Source organism: Streptomyces sp. NRRL S-920, from assembly GCF_000717945.1.
GTDB lineage: Bacteria > Actinomycetota > Actinomycetes > Streptomycetales > Streptomycetaceae > Streptomyces > Streptomyces alboniger.
Genome location: NZ_JODF01000007.1, coordinates 61,179 through 79,946, shown reverse-complemented (window position 1 = coordinate 79,946; position 18,768 = coordinate 61,179). Strand labels below are relative to the sequence as shown.

19 protein-coding genes are annotated in these 18,768 nt (G+C 71.7%); 8 read left to right on the top strand and 11 right to left on the bottom strand.

Annotated elements, in window-relative coordinates; genetic code table 11:
* The first annotated feature begins 7 nt into the window (after nucleotides 1–7).
* Entirely contained in the window at nucleotides 8–664 is a 657-nt protein-coding gene (locus tag IG54_RS0107735) for a TetR/AcrR family transcriptional regulator (RefSeq protein ID WP_030778915.1), read from the top strand.
* On the opposite strand, the gene IG54_RS0107730 is transcribed toward IG54_RS0107735, so the two are convergent.
* Entirely contained in the window at nucleotides 655–1,119 is a 465-nt protein-coding gene (locus tag IG54_RS0107730; RefSeq protein ID WP_030778913.1) for a MaoC family dehydratase, read from the bottom strand. The genes IG54_RS0107735 and IG54_RS0107730 overlap by 10 nt on opposite strands.
* A 104-nt stretch (nucleotides 1,120–1,223) precedes the next feature.
* On the opposite strand from IG54_RS0107730, the gene soxR reads away from it, so the two are divergent.
* Nucleotides 1,224–1,691, top strand: a complete 468-nt coding sequence (gene soxR / locus IG54_RS0107725; RefSeq protein ID WP_030778911.1) for a redox-sensitive transcriptional activator SoxR — start codon at nucleotides 1,224–1,226, stop codon at nucleotides 1,689–1,691.
* A 70-nt stretch (nucleotides 1,692–1,761) separates the two neighbouring features.
* Nucleotides 1,762–2,280: a hypothetical protein gene (locus IG54_RS0107720; RefSeq protein ID WP_030778909.1), complete on the top strand. Its 519-nt coding sequence runs from the start codon at nucleotides 1,762–1,764 to the stop codon at nucleotides 2,278–2,280.
* Nucleotides 2,281–2,296: 16 nt separating this feature from the next.
* Here the strand turns inward: IG54_RS0107720 and IG54_RS0107715 are convergent, their stop codons facing one another.
* Entirely contained in the window at nucleotides 2,297–2,905 is a 609-nt protein-coding gene (locus IG54_RS0107715; RefSeq protein ID WP_030778907.1) for a hypothetical protein, read from the bottom strand.
* A 296-nt stretch (nucleotides 2,906–3,201) separates the two neighbouring features.
* Here IG54_RS0107715 and IG54_RS0107710 point away from each other — a divergent pair, with 296 nt between their 5' ends.
* Nucleotides 3,202–6,042: a penicillin acylase family protein gene (locus tag IG54_RS0107710; protein WP_030778905.1), complete on the top strand. Its 2,841-nt coding sequence runs from the start codon at nucleotides 3,202–3,204 to the stop codon at nucleotides 6,040–6,042.
* 12 nt (nucleotides 6,043–6,054) lie between these two features.
* Here the strand turns inward: IG54_RS0107710 and IG54_RS0107705 are convergent, their stop codons facing one another.
* From IG54_RS0107705 to IG54_RS0107695, 3 genes are all read right to left on the bottom strand, one after another.
* Nucleotides 6,055–7,359, bottom strand: a complete 1,305-nt coding sequence (locus IG54_RS0107705; RefSeq protein WP_051819342.1) for a hypothetical protein — start codon at nucleotides 7,357–7,359, stop codon at nucleotides 6,055–6,057.
* Nucleotides 7,360–7,371: 12 nt separating this feature from the next.
* The gene (locus tag IG54_RS0107700) at nucleotides 7,372–8,625 is read right to left on the bottom strand and encodes an MFS transporter (protein ID WP_037896679.1); all 1,254 of its coding nucleotides are present in this window, start codon (nucleotides 8,623–8,625) and stop codon (nucleotides 7,372–7,374) included.
* A 131-nt stretch (nucleotides 8,626–8,756) separates the two neighbouring features.
* On the bottom strand, nucleotides 8,757–10,124 hold the full coding sequence (locus IG54_RS0107695; protein ID WP_051819341.1) for an erythromycin esterase family protein: 1,368 nt from the start codon (nucleotides 10,122–10,124) through the stop codon (nucleotides 8,757–8,759).
* 293 nt (nucleotides 10,125–10,417) lie between these two features.
* Here IG54_RS0107695 and IG54_RS0107690 point away from each other — a divergent pair, with 293 nt between their 5' ends.
* From IG54_RS0107690 to IG54_RS0107680, 3 genes are read left to right on the top strand one after another with little or no spacing between them, the layout of a single operon-like run.
* The gene (locus tag IG54_RS0107690; RefSeq protein ID WP_420712230.1) at nucleotides 10,418–11,173 is read left to right on the top strand and encodes an SDR family oxidoreductase; all 756 of its coding nucleotides are present in this window, start codon (nucleotides 10,418–10,420) and stop codon (nucleotides 11,171–11,173) included.
* Nucleotides 11,170–12,885, top strand: coding sequence for a class I adenylate-forming enzyme family protein (locus tag IG54_RS0107685; RefSeq protein ID WP_051819340.1), 1,716 nt, complete (start codon nucleotides 11,170–11,172; stop codon nucleotides 12,883–12,885). Before IG54_RS0107690 ends, IG54_RS0107685 begins: the two co-directional genes overlap by 4 nt.
* Before the next feature lie 21 nt (nucleotides 12,886–12,906).
* Nucleotides 12,907–13,500, top strand: coding sequence for a TetR/AcrR family transcriptional regulator (locus IG54_RS0107680; protein ID WP_030778890.1), 594 nt, complete (start codon nucleotides 12,907–12,909; stop codon nucleotides 13,498–13,500).
* Between the two features lie 70 nt (nucleotides 13,501–13,570).
* Here the strand turns inward: IG54_RS0107680 and IG54_RS0107675 are convergent, their stop codons facing one another.
* The 3 genes from IG54_RS0107675 to IG54_RS0107665 all read right to left on the bottom strand — a co-directional run bounded on the left by IG54_RS0107675 (nucleotide 13,571) and on the right by IG54_RS0107665 (nucleotide 16,243).
* Entirely contained in the window at nucleotides 13,571–14,791 is a 1,221-nt protein-coding gene (locus IG54_RS0107675) for an acyl-CoA dehydrogenase family protein (protein WP_030778889.1), read from the bottom strand.
* A gap of 7 nt (nucleotides 14,792–14,798) precedes the next feature.
* Entirely contained in the window at nucleotides 14,799–15,830 is a 1,032-nt protein-coding gene (locus tag IG54_RS0107670; protein ID WP_030778886.1) for a phosphotransferase family protein, read from the bottom strand.
* 116 nt (nucleotides 15,831–15,946) lie between these two features.
* Nucleotides 15,947–16,243 carry a hypothetical protein gene (locus IG54_RS0107665; protein ID WP_030778880.1) on the bottom strand — a complete coding sequence of 99 codons (297 nt, stop codon included), beginning with the start codon at nucleotides 16,241–16,243 and terminating at the stop codon, nucleotides 15,947–15,949.
* A gap of 171 nt (nucleotides 16,244–16,414) precedes the next feature.
* On the opposite strand from IG54_RS0107665, the gene IG54_RS0107660 reads away from it, so the two are divergent.
* On the top strand, nucleotides 16,415–17,350 hold the full coding sequence (locus IG54_RS0107660) for an NADP-dependent oxidoreductase (RefSeq protein ID WP_030778871.1): 936 nt from the start codon (nucleotides 16,415–16,417) through the stop codon (nucleotides 17,348–17,350).
* 50 nt (nucleotides 17,351–17,400) lie between these two features.
* Here the strand turns inward: IG54_RS0107660 and IG54_RS0107655 are convergent, their stop codons facing one another.
* From IG54_RS0107655 to IG54_RS0107645, 3 genes are read right to left on the bottom strand one after another with little or no spacing between them, the layout of a single operon-like run.
* Complete coding sequence (locus IG54_RS0107655) at nucleotides 17,401–17,733, bottom strand: DUF202 domain-containing protein (RefSeq protein ID WP_106976965.1); 333 nt, start codon at nucleotides 17,731–17,733, stop codon at nucleotides 17,401–17,403.
* Entirely contained in the window at nucleotides 17,721–18,113 is a 393-nt protein-coding gene (locus IG54_RS0107650) for a YidH family protein (protein WP_030778866.1), read from the bottom strand. The genes IG54_RS0107655 and IG54_RS0107650 overlap by 13 nt, the downstream gene beginning before the upstream one ends.
* A gap of 23 nt (nucleotides 18,114–18,136) precedes the next feature.
* A complete protein-coding gene (locus IG54_RS0107645) occupies nucleotides 18,137–18,673 on the bottom strand; it encodes an NUDIX hydrolase (RefSeq protein WP_030778864.1) in 537 nt (178 codons plus the stop codon).
* Nucleotides 18,674–18,768: the final 95 nt, after the last annotated feature.

The window sequence follows — 18,768 nt, the reverse complement described above, 5'->3', positions numbered from 1 at the left end:
AGTGGGCATGGGTGCGGCGGAGGAGACCGGCGTCGAGGAGCAGCCGTGGGGCGAGGTCAGCCCTGACGCGGCCAGGCGGCTGCTGATCGCCGCCGTCGAGGCCTTCGCCGAGCGCGGCTACCACGCGACGACCACCCGCGACATCGCGTCCCGCGCGGGGATGAGCCCGGCCGCGCTGTACATCCACTACAAGACCAAGGAAGAGCTGCTCCACCGCATCAGCAGGATCGGCCACGACAAGGCCCTCACCATCCTGCGCACCGCGGCGGACGGCGACGGCTGTGCGGCCGACCGGCTGGCGGCGGCCGTGCGCTCCTTCGTCGGCTGGCACGCCGCGCACCACACCACCGCGCGCGTGGTGCAGTACGAACTGGACGCGCTCGGCGAGGAACACCGTACGGAGATCGTCGCGCTGCGCCGCGAGTCGGACGCGGCGGTCAGGGGCATCATCAACGACGGCGTGCGGGCGGGCGAGTTCGACGTCCCGGACGTGCCGGGCACGACACTCGCCGTGCTCTCCCTCTGCATCGACGTGGCCCGCTGGTTCAACGCGGCCGGGCACCGGACCCCCGACGAGGTCGGCGCGCTCTACGCCGACCTCGTCCTGCGCATGGTGGGTGCCAACCCCGAAGGAGTTCAGAAGCGCCAGGGGCCTCAGAAGTAGTAGCGCGACACCGACTCCGCCACGCACGCGGGCTTGTCGGCGCCCTCGCGCTCCACGGTCACCTGGGCCGTCACCTGCACGCCGCCGTCCTTCGTGGGCGTCACGTCGGTGAGTGCGGCGGTGGCCCGCAGCCGTGAGCCGACCGGCACGGGGGAGGGGAAACGGACCTTGTTGGTGCCGTAGTTGATGCCCATCCGCATGCCTTCGACGCGCATGATCTGCGGCACCAGGCTCGGCAGCAGCGACAGGGTCAGATAGCCGTGCGCGATGGTCGTGCCGAAGGGCCCGTCGGCCGCCTTCTCCGCGTCCACGTGGATCCACTGGTGGTCGCCCGTGGCCTCGGCGAAGAGGTCGATCCGCTTCTGGTCGATCTCCAGCCAGTCGCTGTGTCCCAGCTGTTCGCCGACTCCGGCACGCAGTTCCCCGGCCGATGTGAAGATCCTCGGCTCCGCCATGTCCCTGGCCTCCTAGACGTATGCGTCACGCGCCGACTAAGCGCTTGCTCAGCATGCTGGGTGGGCCGACGCGTGTCAACGGACCAGCCATTAGGGTTCGAGGGGTGCCACAGATTCCAGAGAAGGTCCACGAACTCACCGTCGGCCAGGTGTCGGCCCGTAGCGGCGCCGCCGTCTCCGCCCTGCACTTCTACGAGTCCAAGGGCCTCATCACCAGCCGCCGCACCTCGGGCAACCAGCGCCGCTACCACCGGGACACGCTGCGCCGCGTCGCCTTCATCCGCGCCTCCCAGCGCGTCGGCATCCCGCTCGCCACGATCCGCGAGGCCCTCGACTCGCTGCCCGAGGAGCGCACGCCCAACCGCGAGGACTGGGCGCACCTCTCGGAGCACTGGCGGGAGGAACTGGACGAGCGCATCAAGCAGTTGGGCCGCCTGCGCGACCACCTCTCGGACTGCATCGGCTGCGGCTGCCTCTCCCTGGAGACGTGCGTGCTCTCCAACCCCGACGACGTCTTCGGCGAACGCCTCACCGGCTCGCGCCTGATGGTGGAGCGCCGCTCCAAGGCGTAGTGCGACCGCCCGGGAGGTAGTACAAGAGAGAACAGAGGCACCACACCACATCACTCATGGGGGAGGGCCGATGTCGGTAGCCATCTGCTCGTTGAAGTGGGACGCCGCACAGCACGGGCCGCAGGCCATCAGATACGACAGCGACGGCTACCACCTCGTGCGCTTTCCGTACGGGGCGGAGGCGGAGTCGTACGACCCGTGGCGCATGCACGACCCGGCGAAGGGCGGCACCGCCCCCGCCCAGTACCCGCACGACCGCTCGGGGCTGATCTGGCCCAGCCACGACGGCTGGGGCGTGCTCTCCGCGCTGGTCTTCTGGCAGCCGGACAGCCGGCCCACCGAGTACCGCTTCCGCTTCGTCCGCGACCCGCTGGACCTCACCACCGGCTACGACTCGACGGCCACCACCGACTCCGCGCCCACCAGGGGCAGTCAGTTCCGGTCGTACGTCTGGCAGATGTTCGTCCACCCCGGAACACCTGTCGGGCTGAAGGTCACGGCGCGCGGCGTGGGAGACGTACGACTCGCCACGCCGCTCACGCACGCCCAGTTCAAACTCGCCATTCACACGGGCGTGATGACACCCTGACCGCCGAGCCCCTCCCTCACACCGGCACCAGCGGCCGCAGCTGCCGTGCCCGCGCGCGGGCCACCGCGTCCGGGGTGAGGACGGGGGCGGGCACGACGATGCCGCAGCCCGTGCACACCGCCCCCGAGGACGGCGCGTGCGCCAGACCGCGCTTCCACACCAGGGAGGTGTCCCCGCAGACCGGGCAGGACGTGCCCGGATCCCTCTCCAGTGCCGCGATCAGGCGGCGCAGCACCTCGGCGAGGGGGGCGCGGGGGTGGACACCGGGGTCGTCGCACCAGGCGACCCCGCAGCCGCCCCAGGTGCGGCGGTGCCAGTCGTCCTCGCTGCCGGGGCGCCTGAGCCCGTCGTGCTTCTCCTTGCGGCGGCGCTCCGCGAAGTCCGCCTCGTAGGCGAGCCAGACCGCCCGCGCCGCCTCCAGTTCCTCCAGCGCGGCCACCAGCCGCGCCGGATCGGGTGACCTGTCCTCGGGCCCGAAGCCCGCCCGGGAACACAGATGGTCCCAGGTCGCCCGGTGCCCATAGGGGGCGAACCTCTCCAGGCACTTGCGCAGCGAGTAGCGCCGCAGCGCCAGATCGCTCTGCGGATCACGCACCTGTCTCGCGAGACTCCGGAATCCGGCCATCGCCCTGCACCTCCGTCACACGTCCTTCGTACTGGTACCCCGTGTTCCCTTTATCTGGCGGCGTCGCTGCCGAGCCGAAGCCGAAACGACGTCGTCGAGTAGACGTATCGACACGCGAATCGGCTCCCTTTCGAGGCGACCGCTTTCCGCCTGCCCGCCCGGGCAGGTCTGATGCGCCCAGGAAGGGGGCGCGTTGTGGTGATTCCGAAAAAGCGAAGGTTGTTCATCTTTCGAGTTCGTCAACCCACCAGTAACCTCCGCCGCATCGGCCTTCCGCACGACCCGGAGGAGCAGCCATGCGACGACGCATCGTCAGACTCAGAATGCTCACGGCGGGAGCGGCGCTGGCGCTCGGCGCCTCCCTGATGGCACCCCTGCCGGCTGCGGGGGCGGCGCCGCGGGAGCCCGCCGCCCAGCCCGCCGCCGATGAGGGCGCCGACTACTGCGAGGGGCAGTGCGCGGACGTCCTGCCGCCCGGCGCCAACGGCAACGCGACACTCGCCGAGATCCTCGCCCACCGGCTCCTCGGCACTCAACCCGCTCACGCCGACGACCAGTTGGGCCCGTACGACGCCCTCTCCTCCGGCTACCCCTCCCTCACCGACGACCGCATCGCCGACTTCTTCGGCGACGCCTCCTTCGGGGTGCGCGACGGTCAGGTCGCCTCCGTCACCAGGCCGCGCGTCGACGTGACGATCACGCGCGACAAGAAGTACGGCATCCCCCACATCAAGGGCACCACGCGCTACGGCACCGAGTTCGGCGCGGGCTTCGCCGCCGGACAGGACCGGCTCTGGCTCATCGACCTCTTCCGGCACATCGGACGCGGGCAGTTGACCCCGTTCGCGGGCGGGGCGCCCGCCAACCAAGGCCTTGAGCAGCAGTTCTGGCCGCAGGCCCCGTACACCGAGAAAGACCTGGAGAAGCAGGTCGAGTACATCAAGGCGACCCAGGGCGAGCGCGGCAGGCAGGCCATGGCGGACGCGCAGGCCTATATCGACGGGCTCAACGCCTACCGCGTGAAGGCGAAGAACGGCCGCTACTTCCCCGGCGAGTACGTCCTCACCGGCAAGATCGACGCGATCACCAACATCGGCGAGATCGAGCCCTTCAAGGTCACCGACATGATCGCGCTCGCCTCGGTCGTCGGCGGGCTCTTCGGCAACGGCGGCGGCGGAGAGGTCGAGTCCGCGCTCTCCCTCCTGAAGGCCCAGGAGAAGTACGGCGTCGAGAAGGGCACGAAGGTCTGGGAGTCCTTCCGCGCCCGCAACGACCCCGAGGCCGTCCAGACCATCCACGACGGCACGAGCTTCCCGTACGCCGGAAAACCCGAGAAGGCGCGCGGCACCGCGCTGCCCGACCCCGGCTCGGTCGAACGCGAGCAACTCGTGTACGACCGTGAAGGCGGCGCCAGGTCCGGCGCCAAGGACCCGGTCCGGGCGCCCGAGAAGCTCAAGCCGCTCCAGGGCATGTACGACAAGGGCGTCCTGCCCGCCGACCTCTTCCGGCCGGGGGGCCAAAAGAAGGGCATGTCGAACGCTCTGCTCGTCTCCGGCAAGCACACCGCGAGCGGACACCCCGTCGCCGTCTTCGGCCCCCAGACCGGCTACTTCGCACCCCAGCTCCTCATGCAGCAGGAACTCCGGGGCCCCGGCATCAGCGCCCGCGGTGTCTCCTTCGCGGGGGTCGGGATGTACGTCCAGCTCGGGCGCGGCCAGGACTACGCCTGGTCGGCGACCTCCGCCGGGCAGGACATCACGGACACGTACGCCGTCGAGCTGTGCGAGCCGGGCGGCGGCACCCCCACCAAGCAGTCCACCGGCTACCTCTACCGGGGCACCTGCACCCCCATGGAGAAGCTGGAGCGCGAGAACGCCTGGAAGCCGACCCTCGCCGACTCCACGGCCGCCGGCTCCTACCGCATGCGGGTCCTGCGCACCAAGTACGGCATCGTCACGCACCGCGCGACGGTCGACGCCAAGCCCGTCGCCTACGTCTCGTTGCGCTCCACCTACCGCCACGAGGCCGACTCGATCATCGGCTTCCAGATGCTGAACGACCCCGCGTACGTCAAGGACGCCGCGAGCTTCAAGAAGGCGGCGCGGCACATCAGCTACGCCTTCAACTGGTTCTACGCCGACGCGCGCGACATCGCCTACTACAACAGCGGAGCCAACCCCGAACGCGCCGACGGCATCGACCCCGCCCTGCCCGTCAAGGGCCAACAGGCGTACGAGTGGCGGGACTTCGATCCCGAGGACAACACCTCGGCGCAGACCCCGCCCGCCGCGCACCCGCAGTCCGTCAACCAGGACTACTACATCTCCTGGAACAACAAGCAGGCGAAGGACTTCAGTACGGCCGGTTTCGGCGTCAGCGCCGTGCACCGCGGCGACCTGCTCGACGGGCGGGTCAAAAAGCTCACGCGGGAGGGCGGCGTCACCCGTGCCTCGCTCACCCGGGCCATGTCCGAGGCGGCCGTCACCGACCTGCGCGGCGAGCAGGTGCTGCCCGAGCTGCTGAAGGTGGTGCGGAGCAAGCCGGTCACCGACCCGCGACTCGCCGAGGCGGTGGAACGGCTGGAGGCCTGGCGCAAGGCGGGCGCCCAGCGCAACCAGACGGCCGCGGGCTCCAAGGCGTACGCCCACCCCGACGCCGTACGCGTCATGGACGCCTGGTGGCCGCTGCTCATCGAGGCCCAGTTCAAGCCGGGCCTGGGCAAGGAGCTGTACGAGGCGCTGACCGCGCAGCTGAGCACCGACGAGGCACCCTCCGCGGGCCACGGCCCCACCGGGGCGCACGCCGGATCGGCCTTCCAGTACGGCTGGTGGGGCTACGCCGACAAGGACCTGCGGAAGGTCCTCGGGCAGCCGGTGAAGGGCGAACTGGCCGATGCCTACTGCGGGGACGGCAAGCTCGACGCCTGCCGCGACACCCTGCTCACCACCCTCGCGCAGGCCGTCGCCAAGCCCGCCACCGCGGTCTATCCCGGCGACGCCGCGTGCGCGGCGGGCGACCAGTGGTGCGCGGACGCGATCATCCACCGCCCGCTCGGCGGCATCACGCACAAGCCGGTCCAGTGGCAGAACCGCCCCACCTACCAGCAGGTCGTCGAGTTCCCCCGCCACCGGGGGTAGGCGGCGCCCGGCTCAGACCGTCGCGATCCGCCCGGCGGCGAACACGGCGCGTGCCAGCTCCTCATGGCACACATCGCTGTGCGCGCCGGCGGGCGGGCCGCCGCGCCGCACCACCGACGCCACGTCCACGCTGACGCACCCCTTGGCCGGTATCGCCTCGCCGAGCCTGATGCGCTTGGCGCCGTCCACGGCCCGGATGCCGTCGTACCCGACGGCGCCCCACCGCTCCCACAGGTTCAGAAAGCTCGTGGAGTCCCCGGTCAGCTTCGACGCCAGGGGGTAGAGGCGCCCGAGGGCGTCGTCGTGACGTGAGTAGCAGGACACGAGGGGGCCGTCGATCCGGCGCTGCACGCCGTGCAGGGCGCCGCCGCGCGAGCGGTCGTGCGGCAGCCGCTCGGCGAACGCGTAGTGGGAGAAGGCGCCTTGGAGCAGCGTCACCGACTTCACCGCGCGGACGTCCGCGGGCATGCCGCGCAGGGCGTACGAGACGAGCCTGGCGCCGAAGCTGTGCCCGATCAGGTGCACCCTGACACCGGGTACGTCAGCGGTGAGCAGGCCGATCGCGGGGCCGAGCCCCAGCTGGCCGACCGCGCCCGCCCGGCGCTTCATCGCGAAGTAGGTGCCCTGCCGCAGGAGTTCGTGCGCGCCGTTCCACACCCGCTTGCGCGGGCCGCCCAGCAGCTCGGGCTGCCCGGTGTCGGCGCGGGCCGCGGCCAGCACCTCGCAGACCTGGACCGCGTCGTCGGTGAGCATGGCGGGCTCGCCCGCGCCCGTGTCCTCACCGAGGTTGCGGGCCGGGCTCGTCTCGCGCAGGGAGACCAGCTCACGGACGAGCCGCCCGAACTCGTAGACCCGCGAGGGGACGTCCGAGCGCTCTTCGAGCAGTCCGGCGATCCGGTCGATCGTCGGGCCGTGGTCGGGGAAGGCGCGGTCGAGCGCCTGCCGGGTGGCCGCGTCGAGCACGGGCGCGCCGGGCGGTCCGGGCGCCGCGGCGGTGGCGGTCGAGGGGTCGAAGTCGGGGATCGGCTCGTCGGGGAAGCGGACGGCGGGCCACAGCACCCCGACGTAGCCGAGGCGCACCTCGGCCGCGGCGAGGCGCGGGCAGGGGGCGAAGAAGCGCCGGTACAGCTTGCGGGCGTCCCCTTTGTCGTTGTTCCAGCCGTGCGCGAACACCAGTAGGTCCGTGACGCTCTCGCGTTCCGTGCCGGACAGCAGCCGTTCGCGCTGCGCGGTGTCGACGTCGCCGTCGGCGTCGAAGGTCAGTTCCCAGTAGGGCTCCACGCCGGTATGGTCCTGCCCGCCGGGCCACCTGGCCATACTCCGCGCGGCTCAGGTCAGTTCGCGCTCCCGTGTCTCGGGCAGCGCGAGGACGCACGCCAGGGACACGACCGCCATCGCGCTCACGTACCAGCCCACCGACGAGGAGCCGAACGCCGACTGGAGGCGGGTCGCCACCAGCGGCGACACCGCGCCGCCGAACACACCGCCCAGGTTGTAGGCGAGCGAGGCGCCCGAGTACCGCACGTTCGTGGCGAACAGCTCCGGCAGATAGGCGCCCATGGGGCCGTAGACCACGCCCATGCAGAACAGGGCGCCGCCCAGTGCCAGCGCGATGAGCACCGGTCGGCCGGTGTCCAGGAGCGGGAAGAGGACGAGCCCCCACACCGCGGAGAGCCCGGCGCCCGCGAGTACCAGCCTGCGCCGCCCGTCGCCGTCGGAGCGCGTCGCGGCGAGCCAGGTGCCGGCCGCGAGGAAGAGGCACGCGACGAGGGACAGGCCCAGCATGGTGTTGCGGGAGATGTGCAAGGTGCCGGTGGCGTAGGCGAGGCAGTAGGTCGTGGCGGTGTAGAAGAGGCCGTACGCGACGACCATGCCGCCCGCGCCGAGCAGCAGCTCGCGCGGATGGCGGCGGAGCACGTCGAGCGCGGGGACCTTGCTGGCCTCCTGCGCCTCCATGACCTTCGCGAAGACCGGCGTCTCGCTGATCCGCAGCCGCACGAAGAGGCCGACGCCGACGAGGAGGAAGGAGAGCAGGAACGGCACGCGCCAGCCCCAGGCGCGGAACGCGTCGTCGGAAAGCGCCGAGGAGAGCAGCCAGAAGACGCCGGTGGCCGCGAAGAACCCCACGGACGGGCCGAGTTGGGGGAAGGCCGCGTACATCCCGCGCTTCTTCCTCGGCGCGTGCTCCACGGCGAGCAGCGCCGCGCCGCCCCACTCACCGCCGAGCCCGATGCCCTGGAGGAAGCGCAGCAGGATCAGCAGGACGGGGGCCCAGACGCCCCACGTGCCGTAGCCGGGCAGGAGGCCGACGAGGGCGGTGGACAGGCCCATCAGGAGCAGCGAGGCCACCAGGACGGACTTGCGGCCCACCCGGTCGCCGAAATGCCCGAAGACCACCGAGCCGATGGGCCGCGCCGCGAACGCCACCGCGTACGTGGAGAACGACGCGAGCGTGGCGTTGACGGGATCGAGCGTCGGGAAGAACGCCTGGTTCAGGACGAGGGCGGCCGCCGTGCCGTAGATGTAGAAGTCGTAGAACTCGATGGCCGTCCCGATGAAGGAGGCCACGGCCACGCGGCGCATGCTCTCGGGGCTCGTGTCCTGCTGGGGCCCGGCGTCCTGCCGGGCCCGCTCCGGTGAGATTTCGCTGTGCACGAGCGGCACTCTCACGTTGGATGTAGAGGCCAGTCAATACCTGGGACGGCTCGTCTCGCTCATTGAGACCCTCTCGTTCGGTGAGAGCGGTGATGAACCGGCGAGGCGTCGCGGTGAGCCGCGGTGACGCGGTGCAGATGGATGAGGATGTCGTGCGAGGGCGCGAGGCGGATCTTGTACGGTCCGTCCGGCCAGCCGGAGCCGATGCTGCGCGTCACCCGCGCCTCGCTCAGCCACGCGCGGGCCGGCCTCGGCAGGGAGCGCAGGTCGACGAAGTAGTCCCGGTGGCGCACCTTGTCGAGCGTGTACTCGTTCATGCCGCGCGTCGCGGGGCCCACCGTGAAGGACTTCCACGCGCCGTTGTCGGGGCCCTGGGCCAGGAACGCCCCCCGGTCGAAGGTGAACCCCAGGCTCACGTACCGCTCGCCGAGCCTGTCCCGCAGGAAGGCGCCCTGCATCTTCGGGTAGCGCGGGTCGTGACTCTCGTACGCGACATGGGCGTTGTGGGCCGAGAGGAGCACCTTGCCGCCGGTGTGCCGCTGCCACCACGCGGTGTTCGCCGCCATGAGGCGGTCGCGGTACAGCATGGCCTGCTTCTTGCCCTCGGAGGTGTCCAGGGGGAAGGCGTAGATGGTGGCGGTCTGCGACAGGGACCGGGCGTGCTGGAGCGCCCAGGTGAACTGCCGCTTCCCAGAGGCGGGTCGGCGCTCCTTCAGCAGGTCGAGGGCCTCGCGCGCCTTCTTCGCCAGCTCCCGGCGCTCCTCCAGAGGCCGGCTCATGTACGTGTCGCCGTCCGCGAGGCGCCGCATCGGTGCGTAGCGGCCGGTGATCCTGGGCAGCAGGTCGGGCTCGTGCGCGCGGACGTAGCCCTCCACCCCGTCGGACAGCTCGCGGCCGAGTTCGGGGTAGTTGAGGTCGTTGCCCATGAAGCGCACCTGACGGTCCGGGTGCTTGTCGTTGTACGCGCGCGTCCAGCGGAGCAGGTGGACGTACTCCTCGGTGTCCCAGGGCGTCTTCGCCAGCTCGCGGTGGACGAGTTCACGGACGTCGCCCCCGCCGCCCCGTACGTACGCGTCGAAGCGGAGCCCGGTCGTCCAGCTGACCTCCTGCGAGAACGAGGTGAAGCCCTTCTCCGCCACGAGGTAGCGGAACACCCGCTCCTTCATGGTGAAGAACTCGTGCGAGCCGTGCGTCGCCTCGCCCAGGCCCACCACAGAGGCGTCGCCCACCATCCTGCCCAGGGGCCGCAGGTCCTTCGTGCCGCCGCCGGGGTCGGTCGACCGCAGGGGGTGGGCCGCGCGCTCGATCGCCGCGACCGGGTCGGCCGGGCGGGGCGCCGCCCGCGCCGCCTCGGGGGCCAGGAGCGCCGCTACCCCCGCGGCCGCGGCCAGCAGGAGCGGGACTCTTCGCGGTGTCGTGCGGGGCATGTGGTGCCTCCTGGTTCACTTGAGTCGCCTTGAAGCCGCTCGTCCGGCTCGACCCGAGCCGACGCCTGATCCGACCTGACGCGGCCGGACGCGGCCTGAAGGGCACGATCTCGTACGGCGGTCCGGTGCCGCCATCCGGCAGGCGCCCGGACCGGGGGTGGGGACCGCCCCACCCCCGGCCCCCTTTCGCCACGACATACCGACTGGTTAGTCTGCCGTTTAGTCCGCCGTGGGGGACGGGCCGCGAGAGCCGTGGTCGAGCGCGAGGTCGAAGGAGCCCGCTCGTGGAGAGCCTGAAGGACAAGGGAGTCGTCATCACCGGCGCCGGGGGTGGGATCGGAGCCGCGCTCGCCCGCCGGTTCGCCGCCGAGGGCGCCCGCGTCGTCGTCAACGACCTGGACGGGGCCAAGGCGAGGGCCGTCGCCGACGAGGTGGGCGGCATCGCGGTCCCCGGAGACGCCTCGGGAATCGTGCCGAGGGCCACCGAGGCGCTCGGCGGCACGGTCGACGTGTACTGCGCCAACGCGGGTCTCGGCTCCGCCGGGAGCGAGGCCGCCCCCGAGGAGGTCTGGGCCGCGGCCTGGGACGTCAACGTCATGGCGCACGTACGCGCGGCCCACGCCCTGCTGCCCGGCTGGCTGGAGCGCGGCGGCGGCCGCTTCGTCTCCACCGTCTCCGCGGCCGGCCTGCTCACCATGATCGGCGCCGCACCCTACAGCGTCACCAAGCACGGCGCGTACGCCTTCGCCGAATGGCTCTCGCTGACCTACCGCCACCGCGGCCTGAAGGTCCACACGATCTGCCCGCAGGGCGTGCGCACCGACATGCTCGCCGCCACCGGCACCGCGGGCGACATCGTGCTCACGCCCACCGCGATCGAACCGGAGGACGTGGCCGCCGCGCTCTTCGCGGGCATGGCGGAGGACCGCTTCCTGATCCTGCCGCACCCGGAGGTCGCCGCGTACTACGAGGCCCGCGCGGCCACGCCCGACAAGTGGCTGAGCGGCATGAACCACATCCAGCGGAAGTGGGAGGCGACGCAACGGTGACGAACCCCTTCTCTGAAGCCCCCCACCCCCCGACCCGCACCGGCTCCCTCTACGCCGCCAAGCCCTGGCTCGCCCGTCTTAACGCGGCTCAGCGCAGGCCCGTGGCCCCCGCCCCCTCCCTGGTTCACGCCTTCCGAGCCGCCGTCGCCAGGGCTCCCGAGCACACCGCCCTCGCCTACTTCGACGGGCGCCTGAGCTACCGCGAGACCGACGCCCTCAGTGACTCCGTCGCCGGGTACCTGGCCGCGCGCGGCGTCGTGCGCGGTGATCGGGTCGCGGTCATCCTCCAGAACACCCCGCACTTCGTGATCGCGCTCCTCGGCGCCTGGAAGGCGGGCGCGACGGTGGTGCCCGTCAATCCCATGTACAAGTCCGCGGAGGTCGGCCACGTCCTCGCGGACGCCGGGGTGACCGCGCTGGTCTGCGCGGACCGCGCCTGGGAGGCGTATCTGCGCGCTACGGCGGCGGACTCGCCGGTACGCGTCGTGCTCACCGCCTGCCAGCTCGACCTCCAGACCCGGGGCGACACCCGGGTCCTCGACTTCGAGCGGCTGCCCGTCGCCGCGGACGCCGACGACCTGGTGGCGGTCGCGCGCCAGGGCCTCCCGGCACCCGCCGACCGCGAACCCGGCCCCTCGGACGTGGCCCTCATCAGCTACACGTCCGGCACGAGCGGCACCCCCAAGGGCGCCATGAACACCCACGGCAACATCACCTACAACGCGGAACGCCAGCGCTCCGGCGCCGGAATCCCGGAAGGCGCCTGCTACTTCGCGATGGCGCCGCTCTTCCACATCACCGGCATGGTCGCCCAGATCGGGGCCTGCGTCACCAACGCGGGCACGCTCGCGCTCGCCTACCGCTTCGAGGCCGGCGTGGTCCTCGACGCCTTCGCCGAACACCGCCCGGCGTACACGGTCGGCCCCTCCACCGCCTTCATGGCCCTCGCCGCGCACCCCTCGGTGACCCGCGCCCACTTCGACTCCTTCAAGCTGATCTCCTCGGGCGGCGCGCCGCTGCCCCCGGCCCTCGTGGAGAAGTTCCGCGCGGCCTTCGGCCCCTACCTGCACAACGGCTACGGCCTCACCGAGTGCACCGCCCCCTGCGCCTCCGTACCGCCGGGACAAGAGGCCCCGGTCGACCCCGTGTCCGGCACCCTCGCCGTCGGCGTCCCGGGCCCCGATACGGTCGTACGCATCCTGGACGAGGCCGGCCGCGAGGTCCCGTTCGGCGAGCACGGCGAGATCGTCGTCGCCGGACCCCAGGTCGTCCCCGGCTACTGGCAGCGCCCGGACGCCACCGCCGAGGCCTTCCCCGGCGGCGAACTGCGCACCGGCGACATCGGCTTCATGGACCCCGCCGGCTGGCTCTACGTCGTCGACCGCAAGAAGGACATGATCAACGCGTCCGGCTTCAAGGTCTGGCCGCGCGAGGTCGAGGACGTCCTCTACTCCCATCCGGACGTGCGCGAGGCCGCCGTGGTCGGCGTGCCCGACAGCTACCGCGGGGAGAGCGTCAAGGCATACGTCAGCCTGCGTCCCGACAGTGACACCCGGGCCGAGGACCTGGCGGGGTACTGCCAGGAGCGGCTCGCGGCATACAAGTACCCGCGCGAGGTCGAGATCCTGGCGGAGCTGCCGAAGACGACAAGTGGGAAGATCCTCCGGCGGGAGTTGCGTTCCCGTTCACAGGACAGTCAGGACAGTCAGTGACACGAAAGGCAGGTGGCGGCAGTGGCCAGGACGACGGACGGTGACGGCACGCCCGTCCCGCAGCGGCTGCTGGCCGCCGCCACCCGGCTCTTCGCCGACCACGGCTACGACCGCACGTCGGTGCAGGAGATCGTGGAGGCGGCCGGCGTCACCAAGGGCGCGCTCTACCACTACTTCGGCTCCAAGGACGACCTCCTGCACGAGGTCTACGCCCGGATGCTTCGCGTTCAGCAGGAGCGGCTCGACGCCATCGCGGACGCGGACGCCCCGGTCGAGCGGCGGGTCCGCGACGCCGCGGCGGACGTCGTGGTCACCACCATCGACAACCTCGACGACGCCTCGATCTTCTTCCGCTCCATGCACCACCTCGGCCCCGAGAAGAACAAGCAGGTACGCGCGGAACGCCGCCGCTACCACGAGCGCTTCCGGGCCCTGATCGAGGAGGGCCAGGAGTCCGGCGTCTTCTCCACGGCGACCCCGGCGGACCTGGTGGTGGACTACCACTTCGGCTCGGTCCACCACCTGTCCACGTGGTACAGCCCCGAAGGCCCCCTGACACCCCAACAGGTGGCGGACCACTTGGCGGACCTGCTGCTGCGGGCCTTGCGGCCGTGAGATTCAGCCTGTCCGGCGTTTGAGGACGAACTCGGCGAAGCCGGTGATCAGCGGCGCCCACGGCCCGGGGTCAGAGATACCGCTTCAGCTCCCGCCGGGCCAGCGACCGCTGATGCACCTCATCAGGCCCATCGGCCAGTCTCAGCGTCCGCGCCGCCGCCCACAGCTCCGCCAGCGGGAAGTCCTGACTGACCCCGCCCGCCCCGTGCAGCTGCACCGCCCTGTCGAGGATGTCCACCACCGCCCGCGGCGTGGCGATCTTGATGGCCTGGATCTCGGTGTGCGCGCCGCGGTTGCCGACCGTGTCCATCAGCCAGGCCGTCTTCAGGACGAGAAGGCGCAGCTGCTCCACGGCGACGCGCGCGTCCGCGATCCACTCCTGTACGACGCCCTGCTGGGCCAGCGGCTTCCCGAACGCCGTACGCGCCACCGCGCGCTCGCACATCAGCTCGATGGCCCGCTCGGCCATGCCGATCAGCCGCATGCAGTGGTGGATCCGGCCGGGCCCGAGCCGCGCCTGCGCGATGGCGAAGCCGCCGCCCTCCTCGCCGATGAGATGCGTGACGGGCACGCGCGCACCGTGGAAGACGACCTCCGCGTGCCCGCCGTGGGAGTGGTCCTCGTAGCCGTACACCCGCATCGCGCGCTTCACCTCGACACCCGGCGTGTCACGCGGCACCAGCACCATCGACTGCTGACGGCGGATGTCGGACCCCTCCGGATCCGTCTTGCCCATCACGATGAAGATCTCGCAGTCCGGGTTCATCGCCCCGGAGATGTACCACTTGCGCCCGGTGATGACGTACTCGGAGCCGTCCGGGGACCGCTCGATCCGCGTGGTGATGTTCGTGGCGTCGGATGAGGCCACCTCCGGCTCGGTCATCGCGAACGCGGAGCGGATCTCCCCGGCGAGCAGAGGTTCGAGCCACCTCTTCTTCTGCTCCGCGCTGCCGAACTGGGCGAGGACCTCCATGTTGCCGGTGTCCGGGGCCGCGCAGTTCAGCGCGGTGGGCGCCAGGTGCGGGGAGCGGCCGGTTATCTCGGCGAGCGGCGCGTACTGGAGGTTCGTCAGCCCGGCACCGTACGCGGAGTCGGGGAGGAAGAGGTTCCACAGGCCCTGGCGGCGGGCCTCGGCCTTCAACTCGCCGACCACGGCCGGGGTGTCCCAGGGCGAGGCCAGGCCGGCGCGCTGTTCATCGGCGACGGGCTCCGCCGGATAGACGTACTCGTCCATGAAGGCGAGCAGCTTGGTACGGAGTTCCTCGGTGCGCGCGTCGAATGCGAAGTCCATGGGTCGCTCAGCCTTCCTGAAGGGTGGTCAGGCCGTGCTCGATGAACACGGGCACCAGCTCGCCGATCCGGTCGAAGCCCGCGCCGACCGTCTGGCCGAGCGTGTAGCGGTAGTGGATGCCCTCCAAGATGACGGCCAGCTTGAACCACGCGAAGGCGGTGTACCAGGAGACCGAGGAGACATCACGCCCCGAGCGCGCGGCGTACCGCTCGATCAGTTCGGCGGGGTCCGGGTGTCCCGGCGCGCCCGCCGTGGTGCTGACGGGGGATTCGGGCACCTCCAGCTTCGCGCTGTACATCACGAGCAGGCCGAGGTCCGTGAGCGGATCGCCGAGCGTGGACATCTCCCAGTCGAGGATGGCCTTGATCCGGTCGTCCTCGCCGATCAGGACGTTGTCCAGGCGGTAGTCGCCGTGGATGACGGTCGGCGCGGGCGAGGCGGGCAGGTCGCGGCCGAGCGCCGCGTGGAGTTCGTCGATGCCGGCCAGGTCGCGGTTGCGGGAGGCGTCCAGCTGCTTGCCCCAGCGGCGCAGCTGCCGGTCGAGGAAGCCCTCGGGCCGCCCGAAGTCGCCGAGCCCGACCGCCGCGGGGTCGACGGAGTGCAGATCGACGAGCGTGTCGACGAGGCCGAGCACGGCGGCGCGGGTGCGCACGGGGCCGAGCGGCGCGAGTTCCTCGGCGGTGCGGTACGGGGTGCCGTCCACGAACTCCATGACGTAGAACGGCGCCCCGGCCGCCGCGTTGTCCTCGACGGCCTCGCCCAGCAGCACGGGCGCGGGCACGGGCACGTTCGTGGGGTGCAGGGCCTCGATGACCCGGTACTCACGCTTCATGTCGTGCGCGGTGGCCAGCACATGGCCCAGCGGGGGCCGCCGGACGACCCAGCGCGCGGTGCCGTCGGTCACGGCGTACGTGAGATTGGACCTGCCGCCCTCGATCAGCCGCGCCGTGAGCGGCCCGCCGACCAGGCCCGGCCGCTCGCGGTCGAGGTGGCCGCGCAACTGGTCGAGGTCGAGTCCCGGCGGCTGGTCTGGGCGCATCTGTCGCTCCTGATCGGCGTGGTGGTGGCGTGCCACCCCATGATGCCGACCAGTCGGTATGCCGTCCAGACCCCCCGGCTTCAGGGCGCAAGGTCAAAGGGGCGACGGCGCAGGGGTCAGTGGTCGTCCCAGTGGCCGTCGTGCTCCGCGTGCCGGTGTCCGTCGTGGAGGTAGTCGACGTGGTCGCCGTGCGGGACGGAGGGGTGACCGCAGCCGTCGCCGTGCCGGTGGCCGTGGTTCTGGTGGGCGGTGTGCTCGGCCGGCTCGCACTCGTCGTAGTGGTCGGAGTGCAGACGGTGCATATGCCCGTCGTGCGCGTAGTCGACGTGGTCGCCGTGCGGCACCTCGGGGTGCCCGCACGCCGGGCCGTGGATGTGGTCGTGCACCGGGTGTTCGTGGTGGAGCGTGGTCATGGCGCGCACCTTCTGTGACGTCCGGGGAGGCTGACTCTCTCAGGCTAGCCCCCGATGCCCCCTTAGTGCCGGTATGTCAGTCTTGTCGATGTTTCCTGGCCTGCGGGGCGGTGACCCGTGGGGTGATCAGTGAAGGCAAGCCGATGACGGCGACCGGATGAGAGCGACCCCATGAAGGCGATCAGCTACCGCGGCTACGGCGGACCCGAAGTCCTTGAGTACGGCGAGGTGCCCGACCCCAAGGTCGGCCCCGACTCCGTCCTCGTGAAGGTGCGGGCCGCCGCCGTCAACCCCGTCGACTGGAAGTGCCGCGAGGGCTATCTCGACGGCGTGCTCGAACCGGTCTTCCCCGTGATCCCTGGCTGGGACGTCGCCGGAGTGGTGGTCCAGCCGGGCCCCTCCGTCCCCGAGTTCGCCGTCGGGGACGAGGTCATCGGGTACGTACGCGAGGACTTCCTCTCGCGCGGCACCTTCGCCGAGTACGTCGCCGCGCCCGTACGCACCCTCGCCCGCAAGCCCCGCAACCTCACCTTCGAGGAGGCCGCGGGCCTGCCGCTCGCCGGGCTCACCGCCTACCAGGTGATCACCAAGGCGCTGGACGTCAAGGAGGGCGACGTCGTCCTCGTGCACGCGGCGGCCGGCGGGGTCGGCTCCATCGCCGTGCAGCTCGCCCGGCACGCGGGCGCCCGCGTCATCGGCACGGCGGGCGAACACAACCACGGCTTCCTGCGCGAGCTGGGCGCCGAGCCGGTGACCTACGGGGAGGGGCTGGTGGACCGGGTCCGCGCCCTTGCCCCCGAGGGCGTGGACGCGGCCTTCGACACCATCGGCGGCGACACCCTCAAGGCGTCCGCCGAACTCCTCGCGCCGGGCGGTCGGCTGGCGTCCATCGCGGACGGCGGGGTGCTCGGCCTGGGCGGCCACTACTGCTTCGTACGCCCCGACGCCGCCGACCTGACGCGGCTCGTCGAGCTGGTGGAGCAGGACGTGGTGACCATCCACGTCGACGAGACGTTCCCGCTGGAGCGGGCCGCCGACGCGCACCGGCGCAGCGCGCAGGGCCGCACCCGCGGAAAGGTCGTCGTCACGGTCGACTGGACGGAGTGAGGCGGGGTCCCGCACCCCCGGCCACCCGCACGCCGTCCGCGAGGCGCCCCTCAGACCACCGTCGCCGCCGCGCAGACCGCGAGCGCCAGCGTGCACACGGCCGCCGTCCACGCGGCCCCCGCGCTGAGCGTCCGTGGCCTGCGGGCGCTCAACGCGAGCATCCTGCGGTGCGCGACCACCAGGAAGCCGAGCCAGAGCAGCAGGCACAGGGCACAGACCAGCAGGTCGGACGCGGTGGCTCCGCCGTGCAGGACCGCGCGGGCGGCGAGGACCGCAGCGACCGTGCAGGACAGCGTCGTACGCCGCCACGCGAGCCGGGTCCGCTCCGGCTGGAGCCCGGGATCGCGGACCGGCTCCGCCTCCGCGTCCGTCACCCCTCCCACCCGAAGAGCACGACCACCACCATGGCGAGCGCCACCACCGCGACCACCAGGCTCAGCACCGTCGGGAAACGGCCCGCGGGCAGGTCCTCGCCGCGCCGCATGGCCCGTTCGCAGCGCACCCAGTGGTTGACCGCCCGCAGCGAGCACAGGACGCCCGCGGCGAGCAGCGCGAGCGCCAGCCCGATCCGCCAGCCCCAGCGCAGGTCCGGCAGGAACTGGTCCACGGCGAAGCCGCCGCCGATCAGCGCGAGCGCGGTGCGCAGCCAGGCCAGGAAGGTGCGTTCGTTGGCGAGCGAGAAGCGGTAGTCGGGGGTGTCGCCCTCCTCGCGGATGCGCTCGGGCGTGAACCACAGCTTCAGACCCTGTACGAAATTGCTCACGGCCGCACCCTAAGCCGTGCCGGTCAGCTCGCGCGGAAGGCCCTCAGGCGGTGATAGGCGGCGAGCCCGTCCGGTACCCACTCCCACTCGTCGAGCTTGTGCTCCAGCTCGTCGTCGGTGAGGAAGGTGTGCCAGGCGACCTCCTCGACCTGCGGGTTCACCGGCAGCTCGCAGCGCACCTCGTAGACGTACGACCACCAGGTGCGGCCCGCGCCGTCGTCGTAGAGGAACTTGAACAGCGGCGTCGGGCGGGGGAGTTCCATGACCCCCAGCTCCTCCTGGGCCTCGCGCAGCGCCGCGTCGTCGCAGGCCTCGCCCGCCCCGACCACGCCGCCCACGAACATGTCGTACTGGGAGGGGAAGACCAGCTTGGTCGCGGTGCGGCGGTGCACGAAGACGCGGCCCTCGGTGTCGCGCGCCTGGATGAACACGCAGCGGTGGCGCAGGCCGCGCGCGTACGCCTCACCGCGCGGGGCCTCGCCGACCACCTCGTCGTGCTCGTCGACGATGGCCAGGATCTCCTCGCGGGGGTCGGGCAGGGGCTGAGTGTGTGCCGTCATGCCGGCCATCCAAGCACTCGCCCGGCAATCTCTGTCCGTCGGCCGGTTGACGTGCCGCGCTCCGCTGCCCAGGATCTGACCCACCGGTAACTTCG

What these genes read in the sequence shown, in the direction of transcription:
- IG54_RS0107720 (WP_030778909.1), top strand. Translation starts at nt 1,762, where the DNA reads ATGTCGGTAGCCATCTGCTCGTTGAAGTGGGACGCCGCACAGCACGGG.
- IG54_RS0107735 (WP_030778915.1), top strand. Translation starts at nt 8, where the DNA reads ATGGGTGCGGCGGAGGAGACCGGCGTCGAGGAGCAGCCGTGGGGCGAG.
- IG54_RS0107730 (WP_030778913.1), bottom strand. Translation starts at nt 1,119, where the DNA reads ATGGCGGAGCCGAGGATCTTCACATCGGCCGGGGAACTGCGTGCCGGA.
- IG54_RS0107700 (WP_037896679.1), bottom strand. Translation starts at nt 8,625, where the DNA reads ATGCGCCGCGTGGCCGTGGCCTCCTTCATCGGGACGGCCATCGAGTTC.
- IG54_RS0107645 (WP_030778864.1), bottom strand. Translation starts at nt 18,673, where the DNA reads ATGACGGCACACACTCAGCCCCTGCCCGACCCCCGCGAGGAGATCCTG.
- IG54_RS0107675 (WP_030778889.1), bottom strand. Translation starts at nt 14,791, where the DNA reads ATGGACTTCGCATTCGACGCGCGCACCGAGGAACTCCGTACCAAGCTG.
- IG54_RS0107705 (WP_051819342.1), bottom strand. Translation starts at nt 7,359, where the DNA reads ATGGCCAGGTGGCCCGGCGGGCAGGACCATACCGGCGTGGAGCCCTAC.
- IG54_RS0107695 (WP_051819341.1), bottom strand. Translation starts at nt 10,124, where the DNA reads ATGCCCCGCACGACACCGCGAAGAGTCCCGCTCCTGCTGGCCGCGGCC.
- IG54_RS0107715 (WP_030778907.1), bottom strand. Translation starts at nt 2,905, where the DNA reads ATGGCCGGATTCCGGAGTCTCGCGAGACAGGTGCGTGATCCGCAGAGC.
- IG54_RS0107670 (WP_030778886.1), bottom strand. Translation starts at nt 15,830, where the DNA reads ATGCGCCCAGACCAGCCGCCGGGACTCGACCTCGACCAGTTGCGCGGC.
- IG54_RS0107710 (WP_030778905.1), top strand. Translation starts at nt 3,202, where the DNA reads ATGCGACGACGCATCGTCAGACTCAGAATGCTCACGGCGGGAGCGGCG.
- IG54_RS0107665 (WP_030778880.1), bottom strand. Translation starts at nt 16,243, where the DNA reads ATGACCACGCTCCACCACGAACACCCGGTGCACGACCACATCCACGGC.
- IG54_RS0107660 (WP_030778871.1), top strand. Translation starts at nt 16,415, where the DNA reads ATGAAGGCGATCAGCTACCGCGGCTACGGCGGACCCGAAGTCCTTGAG.